This window comes from Pseudomonas sp. I3-I5, from assembly GCF_022699445.1.
In the GTDB taxonomy this organism is placed as follows: Bacteria; Pseudomonadota; Gammaproteobacteria; order Pseudomonadales; family Pseudomonadaceae; genus Aquipseudomonas; species Aquipseudomonas fulva.
In genome coordinates this window covers 629,701-645,232 of sequence record NZ_CP093940.1, presented here as the reverse complement: position 1 = coordinate 645,232, position 15,532 = coordinate 629,701, and the positions used below count along the sequence as shown (strand labels likewise).

The following is a 15,532-nucleotide window of genomic DNA, read 5'->3' as shown; positions in this document are numbered from 1 at the left end:
GGGGTTGTAGAGATGTTTCGAGGCGTTGGTGTGGGGTAGGCAGTCGCGCGCCTGCCCCGGCTCGCCCACGGCGGTTGCTCGTTTGACGGTACAAACACGGGTACGTCATTTTTTCCAGCCTAAAGACAAAACCCCTACCTGCATACGCAGATAGGGGTTTTGCGAAATGAATCTTGACGATGACCTACTCTCACATGGGGAAACCCCACACTACCATCGGCGATGCATCGTTTCACTACTGAGTTCGGGATGGGATCAGGTGGTTCCAATGCTCTATGGTCGTCAAGAAATTCTGTAGCCAGAATGTCCTGTTGGACAGCCCAGCGAATTCGGATATGTGATGTTTGTGATGCGTTGCGAACTTTCGGTTCATGTCATCTTCACCACCGCAATCTGCAAGAGCAAATTGCTTGGGTGTTATATGGTCAAGCCTCACGGGCAATTAGTATTGGTTAGCTCAACGCCTCACAGCGCTTACACACCCAACCTATCAACGTCGTAGTCTTCGACGGCCCTTTAGGGGATTCAAGATCCCAGTGAGATCTCATCTTGAGGCAAGTTTCCCGCTTAGATGCTTTCAGCGGTTATCTCTTCCGAACATAGCTACCCGGCAATGCCACTGGCGTGACAACCGGAACACCAGAGGTTCGTCCACTCCGGTCCTCTCGTACTAGGAGCAGCCCCTCTCAAATCTCAAACGTCCACGGCAGATAGGGACCGAACTGTCTCACGACGTTCTAAACCCAGCTCGCGTACCACTTTAAATGGCGAACAGCCATACCCTTGGGACCGGCTTCAGCCCCAGGATGTGATGAGCCGACATCGAGGTGCCAAACACCGCCGTCGATATGAACTCTTGGGCGGTATCAGCCTGTTATCCCCGGAGTACCTTTTATCCGTTGAGCGATGGCCCTTCCATACAGAACCACCGGATCACTAAGACCTACTTTCGTACCTGCTCGACGTGTGTGTCTCGCAGTCAAGCGCGCTTTTGCCTTTATACTCTACGACCGATTTCCGACCGGTCTGAGCGCACCTTCGTACTCCTCCGTTACTCTTTGGGAGGAGACCGCCCCAGTCAAACTACCCACCATACACTGTCCTCGATCCGGATAACGGACCTGAGTTAGAACCTCAAAGTTGCCAGGGTGGTATTTCAAGGATGGCTCCATGAGAACTGGCGTCCCCACTTCAAAGCCTCCCACCTATCCTACACAAGCAAATTCAAAGTCCAGTGCAAAGCTATAGTAAAGGTTCACGGGGTCTTTCCGTCTAGCCGCGGATACACTGCATCTTCACAGCGATTTCAATTTCACTGAGTCTCGGGTGGAGACAGCGCCGCCATCGTTACGCCATTCGTGCAGGTCGGAACTTACCCGACAAGGAATTTCGCTACCTTAGGACCGTTATAGTTACGGCCGCCGTTTACCGGGGCTTCGATCAAGAGCTTCGCTTGCGCTAACCCCATCAATTAACCTTCCGGCACCGGGCAGGCGTCACACCCTATACGTCCACTTTCGTGTTTGCAGAGTGCTGTGTTTTTAATAAACAGTCGCAGCGGCCTGGTATCTTCGACCAGCAAAAGCTTACGGGGCAAGCCCTTCACCTTCGCCGGCGCACCTTCTCCCGAAGTTACGGTGCCATTTTGCCTAGTTCCTTCACCCGAGTTCTCTCAAGCGCCTTGGTATTCTCTACCTAACCACCTGTGTCGGTTTGGGGTACGGTTCCCAGTTATCTGAAGCTTAGGAGCTTTTCTTGGAAGCATGGTATCAACCACTTCATCGCCTAAAGGCAACTCGTCATCAGCTCTCGGCCTTGAAATCCCGGATTTGCCTAAGATTTCAGCCTACCACCTTAAACCTGGACAACCAACGCCAGGCTGGCCTAACCTTCTCCGTCCCTCCATCGCAATAACTGGAAGTACAGGAATATTAACCTGTTTTCCATCGACTACGCTTTTCAGCCTCGCCTTAGGGACCGACTAACCCTGCGTCGATTAACGTTGCGCAGGAAACCTTGGTCTTTCGGCGTGCGAGTTTTTCACTCGCATTGTCGTTACTCATGTCAGCATTCGCACTTCTGATACCTCCAGCAAGCTTCTCAACTCACCTTCACAGGCTTACAGAACGCTCCTCTACCGCATCACCATAAGGTGATACCCGTAGCTTCGGTGCATGGTTTGAGCCCCGTTACATCTTCCGCGCAGGCCGACTCGACTAGTGAGCTATTACGCTTTCTTTAAAGGGTGGCTGCTTCTAAGCCAACCTCCTAGCTGTCTAAGCCTTCCCACATCGTTTCCCACTTAACCATGACTTTGGGACCTTAGCTGACGGTCTGGGTTGTTTCCCTTTTCACGACGGACGTTAGCACCCGCCGTGTGTCTCCCATGCTCGGCACTTGTAGGTATTCGGAGTTTGCATCGGTTTGGTAAGTCGGGATGACCCCCTAGCCGAAACAGTGCTCTACCCCCTACAGTGATACATGAGGCGCTACCTAAATAGCTTTCGAGGAGAACCAGCTATCTCCGAGCTTGATTAGCCTTTCACTCCGATCCACAGGTCATCCGCTAACTTTTCAACGGTAGTCGGTTCGGTCCTCCAGTCAGTGTTACCTAACCTTCAACCTGCCCATGGATAGATCGCCCGGTTTCGGGTCTATACCCAGCGACTAAACGCCCTATTAAGACTCGCTTTCGCTACGCCTCCCCTATTCGGTTAAGCTCGCCACTGAATATAAGTCGCTGACCCATTATACAAAAGGTACGCAGTCACCTAACAAAGTAGGCTCCCACTGCTTGTACGCATACGGTTTCAGGTTCTATTTCACTCCCCTCTCCGGGGTTCTTTTCGCCTTTCCCTCACGGTACTGGTTCACTATCGGTCAGTCAGTAGTATTTAGCCTTGGAGGATGGTCCCCCCATATTCAGACAAAGTTTCTCGTGCTCCGTCCTACTCGATTTCATTGATAAGAGATTTTCGTGTACGGGGCTATCACCCACTATGGCCACACTTTCCAGAGCGTTCCACTAATCTCAAATCAACTTAAGGGCTGGTCCCCGTTCGCTCGCCACTACTAAGGGAATCTCGGTTGATTTCTTTTCCTCAGGGTACTTAGATGTTTCAGTTCCCCTGGTTCGCCTCTTGCACCTATGTATTCAGTACAAGATAACCAGCTTGTGCTGGCTGGGTTCCCCCATTCAGAGATCTCTGGATCACAGTCTGTTTGCCGACTCCCCAAAGCTTTTCGCAGGCTACCACGTCTTTCATCGCCTCTGACTGCCAAGGCATCCACCGTATGCGCTTCTTCACTTGACCATATAACCCCAAGCAATCTGGTTATACTGTGAAGACGACATTCGCCGAAAATTCGCACGTCGCTCTTACGAGCAGAACTCACAAATTTTACCTTAGCCTGAATTCCAGCAGTGAAACTGGTCTTCAGTCTATTTCTATCACATATCCGAATTTTTAAAGAACGGTCTGACAAAAGTCAGAAATCAACATTCACACCGGAATGTTCATTTCTGATTTCTCATCAGCAAATGAATCAAGCAATTCGTGTGGGAGCTCATCAGCAGGCTGATGTCGTCGATTAAGGAGGTGATCCAGCCGCAGGTTCCCCTACGGCTACCTTGTTACGACTTCACCCCAGTCATGAATCACACCGTGGTAACCGTCCCCCCGAAGGTTAGACTAGCTACTTCTGGTGCAACCCACTCCCATGGTGTGACGGGCGGTGTGTACAAGGCCCGGGAACGTATTCACCGCGACATTCTGATTCGCGATTACTAGCGATTCCGACTTCACGCAGTCGAGTTGCAGACTGCGATCCGGACTACGATCGGTTTTGTGAGATTAGCTCCACCTCGCGGCTTGGCAACCCTCTGTACCGACCATTGTAGCACGTGTGTAGCCCAGGCCGTAAGGGCCATGATGACTTGACGTCATCCCCACCTTCCTCCGGTTTGTCACCGGCAGTCTCCTTAGAGTGCCCACCATAATGTGCTGGTAACTAAGGACAAGGGTTGCGCTCGTTACGGGACTTAACCCAACATCTCACGACACGAGCTGACGACAGCCATGCAGCACCTGTGTCAGAGTTCCCGAAGGCACCAATCCATCTCTGGAAAGTTCTCTGCATGTCAAGGCCTGGTAAGGTTCTTCGCGTTGCTTCGAATTAAACCACATGCTCCACCGCTTGTGCGGGCCCCCGTCAATTCATTTGAGTTTTAACCTTGCGGCCGTACTCCCCAGGCGGTCAACTTAATGCGTTAGCTGCGCCACTAAAATCTCAAGGATTCCAACGGCTAGTTGACATCGTTTACGGCGTGGACTACCAGGGTATCTAATCCTGTTTGCTCCCCACGCTTTCGCACCTCAGTGTCAGTATCAGTCCAGGTGGTCGCCTTCGCCACTGGTGTTCCTTCCTATATCTACGCATTTCACCGCTACACAGGAAATTCCACCACCCTCTACCGTACTCTAGCTTGCCAGTTTTGGATGCAGTTCCCAGGTTGAGCCCGGGGCTTTCACATCCAACTTAACAAACCACCTACGCGCGCTTTACGCCCAGTAATTCCGATTAACGCTTGCACCCTCTGTATTACCGCGGCTGCTGGCACAGAGTTAGCCGGTGCTTATTCTGTCGGTAACGTCAAAATTGCAGAGTATTAATCTACAACCCTTCCTCCCAACTTAAAGTGCTTTACAATCCGAAGACCTTCTTCACACACGCGGCATGGCTGGATCAGGCTTTCGCCCATTGTCCAATATTCCCCACTGCTGCCTCCCGTAGGAGTCTGGACCGTGTCTCAGTTCCAGTGTGACTGATCATCCTCTCAGACCAGTTACGGATCGTCGCCTTGGTGAGCCATTACCTCACCAACAAGCTAATCCGACCTAGGCTCATCTGATAGCGCAAGGCCCGAAGGTCCCCTGCTTTCTCCCGTAGGACGTATGCGGTATTAGCGTTCCTTTCGAAACGTTGTCCCCCACTACCAGGCAGATTCCTAGGCATTACTCACCCGTCCGCCGCTGAATCCAGGAGCAAGCTCCTGTCATCCGCTCGACTTGCATGTGTTAGGCCTGCCGCCAGCGTTCAATCTGAGCCATGATCAAACTCTTCAGTTCAATACTGCTTGGGTTTTTAAGAAACCCTAAACTTGGCTCAGCAATCTCAAATGACTATGTGATTTCTCGCATGGTCACTTGTGATGCTGATAATCTTTCTGACTATCAGTCCGTACTCACAAGCACCCACACGAATTGCTTGATTCGATTTGTTAAAGAGCGTTTGGCTGAGAGTGCTTCATCTCAACCGAGGCGCGCATTCTACGCTTTCCTCACTGCCTGTCAAGCGTTTATTTTGAAGTTTGTTTCGAGAAACTCGTTCAACTTCAACCACTTGACTCGCTTCGATCTCTCGTAACGGGAGGCGAATTCTACAGCGTTTCAACACGCTGTCAACCTTCTTCTCAACCGCCTTCGATCTATTCGATCGCAGTCCTTTCAGCACCACCCGAACTAGCTAACCCATTGAATCTCAAGGAGTTTCGCGTTCCGATGTCGCTGGAAGTGGGGCGCATTATAAGGGGATTAGGAACTGCGTCAACCACTATTTTCAGAAATCGCGAGACAAGCACCTATTACCCCAATGCCAACTCAAGCCGACCTTCCCTGTCGGCGGTGTACGCGGGGAAGCGAACGGGCAACAGCCGGTATCCTCAGCACTATCAATAGCAGCCCAATAAAGGCATAGACAGCCCACTCCCGCAGGTCAGATCGCACAATCCATAGGAAATGCAGCAGCCCCAAGCCCAGTACCGCGTAGACCAGCCTGTGCAGCTTTTTCCATCGCGCGCCCAGGCGGCGCTGACTGTAGCGATTGGAGGTGACCGCCAACACCAGCAAACCCACCAAGCCAAGCGCACCGACGATGATGTACGGCCGCTTGCGCAGCTCTACCGTCAACTGTCCCCAGTCCAACCCCAGGATAAAGAACAGATACGCCAGCACGTGCAACACGATGTAGGCAAACACCCACAGCCCAAGTTGACGTCGCACCACGATCCAGCCCGGCCAACCCGTAACCCGCTGCAATGGCGTCATGCACAGGCTGATCAATAGAAACACCAAGACGCCCAACCCCAATCGATCCATCAACACCTTGCCCGGATCAGGGCCCAACAGGTTGACCGAGGCCTCATAGAGCCACCAGGCCGGAAACGAGCAGCCTGCCATGAATATGCCCAGACGAAACCAGGGGTATCGCATCAGTAGTTCTTCCGCAGATCGAGCCCGTCATATAGCGACGCCACCTCATCGGCATAGCCGTTGAACATCTGTGTCTCCCGCACGTTGGGACTGAACAGCCCGCTAGGTAACCTGCGTTCACGAGCCTGGCTCCAGCGCGGGTGATCGACCGTTGGGTTCACATTGGCATAGAAACCATACTCGTCCGGGGCCAACCCCTGCCACGTGGTTTTCGGTTGTTCTGCCACCAGGCTGATGCGCACGATCGACTTGATGCTTTTGAAACCATACTTCCAAGGCACGACCAACCTGAGCGGCGCCCCGTTCTGGTTCGGCAGCTCCCGGCCATACATACCGAGTGCCAGGATGGCCAACGGATGCATCGCCTCATCCAGGCGCAGCCCCTCTTCATAAGGCCAATCGATCAATGCAAAGCCAGAACGTTGGCCGGGCATGCTCTTGGGATCCTCGAGCGTTTCGAAACGGACATAACGGGCCTTGGAGGTGGGCTCGACCTGCTTGAGCACGTACGCCAATGGAAAACCCAGCCACGGAATGACCATCGACCACGCCTCCACGCAGCGAAGCCGGTAGACACGCTCTTCAAGTTGGTAGGGTTTGACGAAGTCCTCCAGTGCATAGCGACCGGGTTTACCCACTTCCCCATCGATGACAACGCTCCAGGGTTCGGTCTTGAGGCTGTCTGCGTTGGCAGCCGGGTCGCCCTTGTCGGGCCCGAACTCATAGAAGTTGTTGTAGTGGGTGGCATCCTTGAAGGGGGTCACGGCTTCGTTCTGGACCGTCACCGCCTGCCAGCGGGTATCGGGCAGCTTTTCGGCAAACCAGGCAGGCGCCTTGCCAGCCTGTACGTCAGGATAGCGAGACGGCTCGCCAGCCAGGACATTGCCCGGCAACGTACCCAGTGCCAGACCCGCGAGCGAACCGCCCATCAGGGCGCGGCGCGATAGATAGAGACCTTCAGGGGTGATCTCCGACGCCTTGCATTCGGAAGACCTGGAAAGCTTGATAAGCATGAGCGGCTCCACAGCACTGGATAACGGATGTACCAGTAAGACTATGGAGCCGGAGGGTTATTCCACAATTAAGCGATTGTCACCCTTTTCGGCGACGCGAGCGCAGCAGGAACTGAATGGGGCCGGAAGCCGCATAGGCCAGGAAGGCCAGCAGCAGAATGCGCGGTGGATCGCTGAAGACCACCGCGAACACCAGCACCACGGCAAGGATCGCCACGAAAGGTACACGCCCCTTGAGGTCAAGCTCCTTGAAACTGTTGTACTTGATGTTGCTGACCATCAGCATGCCCGCAGCCGCCACCAACAGCGCCACCAGGAACGAGAGCTTCGAGCCCTGGATGCCATAGTCGCTGAACGCCCATACGGTACCGGCTACCACACCGGCTGCAGCCGGGCTGGCCAGGCCGATGAAATAGCGTTTGTCGGCGGTTCCCACCTGTGTATTGAACCGCGCCAGGCGAAGCGCGGCACCGGCCACATAAATGAAGGCCACCATCCAGCCGACCTTGCCCATGTCACCCAGCGCCCAGCCAAAGGCCAGCAGGGCCGGGGCGACGCCGAAGGCGACCATGTCCGACAGCGAATCGTACTCGGCGCCGAAGGCGCTCTGGGTATTGGTCATGCGCGCCACCCGGCCATCGAGGCCATCGAGCACCATGGCCACGAAGATGGCGATGGCAGCAAAGGCAAAATACTTGCTCGCTTCGCGTGGATCGCCAGCGCTCAGGGCACTCTGCGCGTTCATTGAACTGATGATGGAATAGAAACCGGCGAACAGGTTCGCGGTGGTGAACAGGTTGGGCAGCAGATAAATGCCGCGATGACGCACCTTGCGCCCTTCGTCGTCATGCCCCTCTTCAATGTGCTCATCGACAGGTAGCAGGCTTTCGGCGTCGGAGGGCTTGTTCGGCTCTTCGGGACGTTCGCTCATGGAGGGTACCTTGCAACAGGATGGAAAAAGTTCGACACGGGCCCGCTAAACAGGTTCTGACGGCGGGCCACTGGTCTGCTTTATACCAGAAGCTGGCTGCCAGAACGAAAAAACGCGGCCTAAGCCGCGTTTTTCATCGTTCGACGAACCTTAGTTCTTGGTCTTGTCGACGATCTTGTTGGCCGAGATCCACGGCATCATCGAACGCAGTTTCTCGCCGATGACTTCGATGCCGTGCGCGGCGTTGTTACGGCGCTTGGCGGTCATCGATGGGTAGTTGGTAGCACCTTCGGAGATGAACATCTTCGCGTACTCGCCGTCCTGGATGCGCTTGAGTGCATTGCGCATGGCTTTACGGGATTCTTCGTTGATGACTTCCGGACCGGTCACGTACTCGCCGTATTCGGCGTTGTTGGAGATCGAGTAGTTCATGTTGGCGATACCGCCTTCGTACATGAGGTCAACGATCAGCTTCAGCTCGTGCAAGCACTCGAAGTAGGCCATTTCAGGGGCATAGCCCGCTTCGACCAGAGTCTCGAAACCAGCCTTGACCAGTTCGACGGTACCGCCACACAGCACGGCCTGCTCGCCGAACAGGTCGGTTTCGGTCTCGTCCTTGAAGGTGGTTTCGATGATACCGGTACGGCCACCACCCACACCCGAGGCGTAGGACAGGGCAACGTTCTTGGCATTGCCAGAAGCATCCTGATAGATGGCGATCAGGTCAGGGATACCGCCACCTTTGACGAACTCGGAGCGCACGGTGTGACCCGGGGCTTTCGGTGCGATCATGATCACGTCGAGGTCGCCGCGTGGAACCACCTGGTTGTAGTGAATCGCGAAGCCATGGGAGAACGCCAGGGTAGCGCCCTTCTTGATGTTCGGTTCGATTTCCTGCTTGTACAGCTGGCCCTGGAATTCGTCCGGGGTCAGGATCATGACCAGGTCGGCAGCGGCGACCGCCGAGGCTACGTCGGTCACTTTCAGGCCGTGGGCTTCTGCCTTGGCAACGGTGGCCGAACCTTTACGCAGACCGATAGTGACGTCCACACCGGAGTCTTTCAGGTTGCACGCCTGAGCGTGGCCTTGGGAGCCGTAGCCGATGATGGCGACTTTCTTACCTTGGATGATGGAAAGGTCGCAGTCTTTATCGTAGAAAACTTTCATGAAATACCCCTGGTTATATCCCGGCCCCAAAGGAGCCATCGCTAATTTATTGTTGAATTCAGATGCTGAGCACTTTGTCGCCACGGGCAATGCCGGTAACGCCGCTGCGCACGGTTTCGAGAATCGATGCGGTGCCGATGGCCTGGATGAAGCTGTCCAGCTTGTCGCTGGTGCCGCTCAGTTGCACGGTGTACACGCTGGCGGTCACATCGACGATCTGGCCACGGAAGATATCCGTGGTGCGCTTGATCTCGGCACGCTGGGCACCGGTGGCCTTGACCTTGACCAACATCAGCTCGCGTTCGATATGAGCGCTTTCCGACAGGTCGACAAGCTTGACCACTTCGACCAGCTTGTTCAGGTTCTTGGTGATCTGTTCGATCACTTCGTCATGGCCAACGGTGGTCAACGTCAGACGCGACAGGGTCGGGTCTTCAGTCGGCGCCACGGTCAGGCTTTCAATGTTGTAGTTGCGCTGGGAGAACAGGCCGACCACACGGGACAAGGCACCCGGTTCGTTTTCCAGCAGCAGGGAGATGATGTGCCGCATATCAGGTACGCTCCGTCTTGCTCAGCCACATGTCACGCATCGAACCGTCCTTGATCTGCATCGGATAGACATGCTCGCTACGGTCAACCGCGATGTCGATGAACACCAGGCGATCCTTCATCGCGAAGGCTTCCTCGAGCTTGGGCTTGAGGTCCTTCAGGCTGGTAATACGGATACCCACATGGCCATAGGCCTCGGCCAGCTTGATGAAGTCAGGCAGCGACTCGACATAAGAGTGCGAGTGACGGCCGTTGTAGGCCATGTCCTGCCACTGGCGAACCATGCCCAGCACACCGTTGTTCATGTTGACGATCTTGACCGGCAGGCCGTACTGCATGCAGGTCGACAGCTCCTGGATGTTCATCTGGATGCTGCCTTCACCGGTTACACAGGCCACGTCCTGGTCCGGGAAATTGAGCTTGATGCCCATCGCTGCCGGGAAGCCGAAGCCCATGGTGCCCAGGCCACCGGAGTTGATCCAGCGGTTGGGTTTGTTGAAGCGGTAGTACTGGGCAGCGAACATCTGGTGCTGGCCCACGTCCGAGGTCACAAAGGCATCGCCGTTGGTAACTTCGCACAGGGTCTCGATGACTTTCTGCGGCTTGATGACATTGCCGTCGCCCTTGTCATAAGGGAACAGCTCGCCATTGCCACGCCATTCGTCGATCTGCTTCCACCAGGCATCCAGCGACGCCTTCTCAGGCTGCTCGCCGATTTCCTTGAGAATGCCGATCATCTCGGACAACACGCTGTCCACTGGGCCAACGATCGGTACGTCGGCCTTGATCATCTTGGAGATCGACGCCGGGTCGATGTCGATGTGGATGATCTTGGCGTTCGGGCAGAACTTGGCCGGGCCGTTGACCACACGGTCGTCGAAACGCGCGCCTACGGCGAAGATGACATCGGCGTTGTGCATGGCCATGTTGGCGGTGAAGCTGCCATGCATGCCCAGCATGCCAAGGAACTGGCGATCGGTACCCGGGAAGCAGCCCAACCCCATGAGGGTATTGGTGACGGGCAAGTTCAGCGACTTGGCGATCTCGGTCAGGGACTCGGATCCACCACCCAGGATCACGCCGCCGCCGGCGTAGACGATCGGGCGCTTGGCAGCCAGCAGCATTTCTGCTGCCTTGCGAATCTGCCCGGAATGACCGCGCACGGCCGGGCTGTAGGAGCGCAGCTTGACCTTCTTGGGGTACACGTACTCGAATTTTTCAGCCGGGTTGGTCATGTCCTTGGGGATATCGACCACCACCGGGCCTGGGCGGCCGGATTGCGCCAGGTAGAACGCTTTTTTCAGGATTTCCGGAATCTCGGTCGGGTTCTTGATCATGAAACTGTGCTTCACGATAGGCCGGGAGATACCGATCATGTCGGTTTCCTGGAAGGCATCGGTACCTACCATGGTGCTAGGCACCTGGCCGGACAGAATGACCATCGGAATGGAGTCCATGTAGGCAGTGGCAATGCCCGTGATGGCATTGGTCGCACCCGGGCCGGACGTCACCAGCACCACGCCGGCTTTGCCGGTAGCGCGGGCGTAGCCGTCGGCCATGTGGGTCGCCGCCTGTTCGTGGCGAACCAGGATGTGCTCGACTTCCGGTTCCTTGAACAGCGCGTCGTAGACGTGCAGGAGAGCACCACCAGGGTACCCGTAGATGTGCTTAACGCCTTCGTCACGCAAGAAGCGGACGACCATCTCAGCGCCAGATAAAAGCTCCACGTTGTTCACCTCTAAAACGCCAGAATACCGCCCCAACAGGCGGGTCTTAATAGGTTTACTGCCAAGCAGAGCATGAGCGAACGTCAGCACTGACTGAGCAAGTATTGGGAGCTCCCCAGAGTGTTGCGGGGGTTTCCCACCCAGCGCGAGGTAACGCGTTGCGGGGTGTAACAGGTCGGCGCGGGTGTGCGCCTCATGATCTGCTTAGCGGGTCTGCTTCTGGCAGTCCCACTACAGCGGAAGTTGGATTCTTGTGATTTGGCGGCGACAAGTCAAGAAAAATTATTGCCAATTTTCAGCCAAGATGAATTCCTGGCACCACTAAAAATCACTAAAGCAGCAGGAAAATTAAGATTTCCATAAAAAAGGGCCACAATCTGCGGCCCTTGAAGGAAAATTGGAAGAAATCAGGCGGTCGGGGCGATCAATTGGTCGAATGCTGCCAACAGTCGGCGCAGCTCCCGGCTCTGCTCCGGCCGGTTCACGAACACGGTTTCAGCCATGGTGAGGATCCCCGACGCGTTGGGCAATGGATGCCCCAACTCGATGATAATCTTCATGCGCGGCAGAAAAATCCACTGCAGCCACTGCTCGAAACGCAAGGTGTCGACCGCAAAGGGCACCGTGCTCTCCAGGGCATCGTCGTCAGGCGCCTCGTCGTCCCACCAACCTTGCACCTGCAACTCACGCTCGATCAGCATCAGGTGATCGGCAATGGCCAGTACCCGCGGTTCCACCGTCACGAGCTCACCCGTGCCTTTTGCCGTGCCTGCGCTGCCCCGGCACTGTCGCCTTGCTTTTCACGCGCCTGGGCGATCGTATTCCACAACTCGGCCTGCAAGCTCGGACGACCATTGGCATAGGTCAGCGCACGGCGCGCCAACTGCTCGGCCTGCGGGGCGTCGCCCTGGGACAGCCTTACCTGCGCCAACCGGTAGAGCACCTGCGGCTCGCGCGGTGCGATCCGCTGGGCCCGCTCCAGGCTCGACGCCGCGCCGTTGAAATCGCCGCTGCCCTGCTGCGTCTGGGCGGTGGTCAGCAGTGCCAGCACCGGCCCATCGAGCTGTTCGTCAGCGGACAACCCGCCGCCAGCGCCGCTACGCGGAATGCCGGTAGGCGCGCTGTTGGCCTTGGGGGCCGATGCGCTGTTCATTGACGCGATATCGAAAGGCTCGTCCGCAATGGGGTTAGGGTCAGTGGTAATCGGTTGGGCGTTAACCGGCTCGGTGGTGATCGGCGTCGTGCTGATAGGCGCCGCGCCATTACCAGCAGGGAACGTCTGGATGCCGGACGCCCCGGCCCCCTGGGGAATCATCACCGTGACGCCGGAATCCTCCGGCAGGGTCTGCGCCTGGGGCGTGCCGGCATTGATGCCAGGTGTCTGGCGCTTGGCCGTGACGCGCTCGCTGTTGGACACGCGGGTACTGGAGTCGACCACCGGTATATTGCCGCGAGGCACGCTGGAGCACCCCTGGAGCACCACCAGCGCCGTCACGGCAGGAAACAGCCACTTGTTCACGTCACACCTCTTCAATGCAGCCTGTGCTTAATTCATCCAGCCCTTGACCCAGTCCATGACCGATTCAGCTGGATTCTGCTCGCCGCCACAGGTCGCGCCGGCAGGCGGTTCACTCCCGCGAATATACGGCATCTGCACGGCGCCCGGACAGCTGCTGTCAGACCCCTGGCCGCTGTACGGATCGATCCAGGCCTGCACAACGTTGTCGGGCTGGGGCATGTCGAGCGGCAGTGGGTCGGCTTTTTTCATGAAGCTGGTCCACACCTGCAGCGCGCCGGTAGCGCCGGTGAAGGGCGTTTTGCCGTTGTCGTCGCGGCCCATCCAGACCACTGCCAGCAGGTCCTGGCTGAAGCCTGAGAACCAGCTGTCACGTGAATCGTTGCTGGTACCGGTCTTGCCCGCCAGGGTGAGGGTGCGCGGCAAGGTGTTGTATACCGAGCGCCCGGTGCCTTCACGCATGACCCGCTGCATGGCGTTCTGGACCAGGTAGATGGCCGCCGGGTCGAACGTCTGCTGGATCTGGAACGGGTAGCGCTTGAGCGGTTCGCCTTCGGCTGTCAGTACACTGCGAATACCGCGCATCGGCGTGTTGAAGCCGCCGTTGGCCAGGGTCTGGTACATGGTCGCGACCTGCATCGGCGACATCCCGCCTGCACCCAGCAACATCGATGGGAACGCCGGCCAGTCCACATCCACACCCAGGCGCCCGATGGTCTTGATCACGTTCGGCACACCCACTTCCAGGCCGAGCTTGGCGGTGGAGAGGTTGTACGAGTGCGCCAGCCCCTGGTACAGGTAGATGGTGCCGTGCGAACGCCTGTCGTAGTTCTGCGGGCGCCATACCTGTCCGTTGGCAGCCTTGACCGAGAACGGTTCGTCCTGCACCCAGCTGGTCAGGGTGTACTTGCTCGGCTGCTCGAGGGCCGTCAGGTACACCGCCGGCTTGACCAGGGAACCAATCGGGCGCACGGCATCGATGGCTCGGTTGAAGCCGGCAAAGCCCGACTGGCGGCTGCCGATCAGTGCCTGCACCTCGCCGGTCTCCGGGTTGGTCACGACCATCGCCGATTCCACCTCGTCGGCGCCCTTGCGCCCGGCCAGGCGCTTGAACGTCTCGTTCATCGAGGTTTCGGCTTTCATCTGCAGGATCGGGTCGAAGCTGGTGAAAATGCGCAGCCCTTCTTCGGTCAAGTCTTCGTCGCGGTAGTCCTGACGCAGCTGGCGCTTGACCAGGTCGAGGAAGGCCGGGAACGAACTGTCGGCCAGACTGCCGCGCTTGGTGACGCCCAGCGGCATCTTCTTCGCCGCATCCACTTCGGCCTGGCTGGCCACACCCTGCTCGGCGACCAGGTCCAGTACCAGGTTACGCCTGGCCAACGCACGTTCCGGGTAACGGCGCGGGTTGTAGTAGGACGGGCCCTTGACCATGCCGACCAGCAACGCAATTTGATGCAGCTTGAGCTCGGACAACGGCTGGCTGAAGAAGAACTGGCTGGCCAGGCCGAAACCGTGCACGGCACGCTGACCGTCCTGGCCGACGAACACCTCGTTAAGGTAGGCCTCCAGGATTTCGCGCTTGTCGTAATGCAGTTCCAGCAATACCGCCATCATCGCCTCGGTCAGCTTGCGGCTCAGGCTGCGCTCACTGGTGAGGTAGAAGTTCTTGACCAACTGCTGGGTCAGGGTACTGCCACCCTGGCGCATCGATCCGGACGAGGTATTGACCCACATGGCCCGGGCGATGGATTTGGGCGACACGCCCAAGTGACTGTAGAAATCGCGGTCTTCGGTGGCCACAAGGGTTTCGAGCAGGTACTTGGGCACCTGGTCGATCTTGATCAGGATGCGATCCTCCAGGTTCTTGGGGTAGATGCCGCCGATCATCAGCGGCTCCAGCCGCACCACATCCAAGGCCTTGCCGTCGGCGCCCGCCAGTCCCGCCACGTAATCACCGGAGAACCGTACACGGACGAACTGGGCAGGCTCCATGCCCTCATAGAACTGGAACCCACGTGTATTGAGGTCCACCGTGTTGCCGTTCACCGCTGCCGCGCCTGGCCCATTGGCGGCACTTTCACGGCGATAACCCAGCGCGTCGAGTTCGGTGAGGAAGTCGTTCTTGCTCAGTTTCTGGCCGGTGAACAGCTCCAGCGGCCTGGCATACACCTTGGCGGGGATAGTCCAGCGCTTGCCGGAAAACTTTTCCTGCACGACGGCATCGAGGTAGACCGCGAAGCCAGCGATGATCACCAAGCCGACCAGGCTGAGCTTCAAAGCCCAGCCCAGCCAGGCACGGGAGCGGCCGGTCGGGCGTTTTTTGGGGGTACGGGAATTTCGAGATCGAGTCATGGCGG

Annotated in this window: 9 protein-coding genes and 3 rRNA genes; all 12 read right to left on the bottom strand. The window is 57.1% G+C overall.

Annotation, left to right across the window (positions count from 1 at the left end; translation table 11 throughout):
* Nucleotides 1-171: 171 nt before the first annotated feature.
* The 12 genes from rrf to mrcB all read right to left on the bottom strand — a co-directional run bounded on the left by rrf (nucleotide 172) and on the right by mrcB (nucleotide 15,527).
* A 5S ribosomal RNA gene (gene rrf, locus MOP87_RS02815) occupies nucleotides 172-287 on the bottom strand.
* A 134-nt stretch (nucleotides 288-421) separates the two neighbouring features.
* Nucleotides 422-3,314: ribosomal RNA gene (locus MOP87_RS02810) — 23S ribosomal RNA — on the bottom strand.
* Between the two features lie 278 nt (nucleotides 3,315-3,592).
* A 16S ribosomal RNA gene (locus MOP87_RS02805) occupies nucleotides 3,593-5,129 on the bottom strand.
* Together the 16S, 23S and 5S rRNA genes form the textbook arrangement of a ribosomal RNA operon.
* Nucleotides 5,130-5,660: 531 nt before the next feature.
* Entirely contained in the window at nucleotides 5,661-6,272 is a 612-nt protein-coding gene (gene msrQ / locus MOP87_RS02800; RefSeq protein ID WP_242810101.1) for a protein-methionine-sulfoxide reductase heme-binding subunit MsrQ, read from the bottom strand.
* Nucleotides 6,272-7,285, bottom strand: a complete 1,014-nt coding sequence (msrP, locus tag MOP87_RS02795; protein ID WP_242810100.1) for a protein-methionine-sulfoxide reductase catalytic subunit MsrP — start codon at nucleotides 7,283-7,285, stop codon at nucleotides 6,272-6,274. Before msrP ends, msrQ begins: the two co-directional genes overlap by 1 nt.
* A 79-nt stretch (nucleotides 7,286-7,364) precedes the next feature.
* Complete coding sequence (pssA, locus tag MOP87_RS02790) at nucleotides 7,365-8,216, bottom strand: CDP-diacylglycerol--serine O-phosphatidyltransferase (protein ID WP_023533151.1); 852 nt, start codon at nucleotides 8,214-8,216, stop codon at nucleotides 7,365-7,367.
* Nucleotides 8,217-8,366: 150 nt separating this feature from the next.
* Nucleotides 8,367-9,383 carry a ketol-acid reductoisomerase gene (gene ilvC / locus MOP87_RS02785; protein WP_023533144.1) on the bottom strand — a complete coding sequence of 339 codons (1,017 nt, stop codon included), beginning with the start codon at nucleotides 9,381-9,383 and terminating at the stop codon, nucleotides 8,367-8,369.
* Between the two features lie 58 nt (nucleotides 9,384-9,441).
* Complete coding sequence (gene ilvN, locus MOP87_RS02780; RefSeq protein WP_003250040.1) at nucleotides 9,442-9,933, bottom strand: acetolactate synthase small subunit; 492 nt, start codon at nucleotides 9,931-9,933, stop codon at nucleotides 9,442-9,444.
* 1 nt (nucleotide 9,934) lies between these two features.
* Nucleotides 9,935-11,659, bottom strand: a complete 1,725-nt coding sequence (locus tag MOP87_RS02775) for an acetolactate synthase 3 large subunit (RefSeq protein ID WP_023533127.1) — start codon at nucleotides 11,657-11,659, stop codon at nucleotides 9,935-9,937.
* A gap of 407 nt (nucleotides 11,660-12,066) precedes the next feature.
* Nucleotides 12,067-12,360 (bottom strand): YqcC family protein, encoded by a 294-nt coding sequence (locus MOP87_RS02770; RefSeq protein WP_042139838.1) that lies wholly within the window; start codon nucleotides 12,358-12,360, stop codon nucleotides 12,067-12,069.
* A 38-nt stretch (nucleotides 12,361-12,398) separates the two neighbouring features.
* Entirely contained in the window at nucleotides 12,399-13,178 is a 780-nt protein-coding gene (locus MOP87_RS02765; RefSeq protein ID WP_028687826.1) for a tetratricopeptide repeat protein, read from the bottom strand.
* Between the two features lie 27 nt (nucleotides 13,179-13,205).
* Nucleotides 13,206-15,527: a penicillin-binding protein 1B gene (mrcB, locus tag MOP87_RS02760; RefSeq protein WP_028687825.1), complete on the bottom strand. Its 2,322-nt coding sequence runs from the start codon at nucleotides 15,525-15,527 to the stop codon at nucleotides 13,206-13,208.
* Nucleotides 15,528-15,532 lie beyond the last annotated feature (5 nt).

What these genes read in the sequence shown, in the direction of transcription:
- msrQ (WP_242810101.1), bottom strand. Translation starts at nt 6,272, where the DNA reads ATGCGATACCCCTGGTTTCGTCTGGGCATATTCATGGCAGGCTGCTCG.
- msrP (WP_242810100.1), bottom strand. Translation starts at nt 7,285, where the DNA reads ATGCTTATCAAGCTTTCCAGGTCTTCCGAATGCAAGGCGTCGGAGATC.
- pssA (WP_023533151.1), bottom strand. Translation starts at nt 8,216, where the DNA reads ATGAGCGAACGTCCCGAAGAGCCGAACAAGCCCTCCGACGCCGAAAGC.
- ilvC (WP_023533144.1), bottom strand. Translation starts at nt 9,383, where the DNA reads ATGAAAGTTTTCTACGATAAAGACTGCGACCTTTCCATCATCCAAGGT.
- ilvN (WP_003250040.1), bottom strand. Translation starts at nt 9,933, where the DNA reads ATGCGGCACATCATCTCCCTGCTGCTGGAAAACGAACCGGGTGCCTTG.
- MOP87_RS02770 (WP_042139838.1), bottom strand. Translation starts at nt 12,360, where the DNA reads ATGCTGATCGAGCGTGAGTTGCAGGTGCAAGGTTGGTGGGACGACGAG.
- mrcB (WP_028687825.1), bottom strand. Translation starts at nt 15,527, where the DNA reads ATGACTCGATCTCGAAATTCCCGTACCCCCAAAAAACGCCCGACCGGC.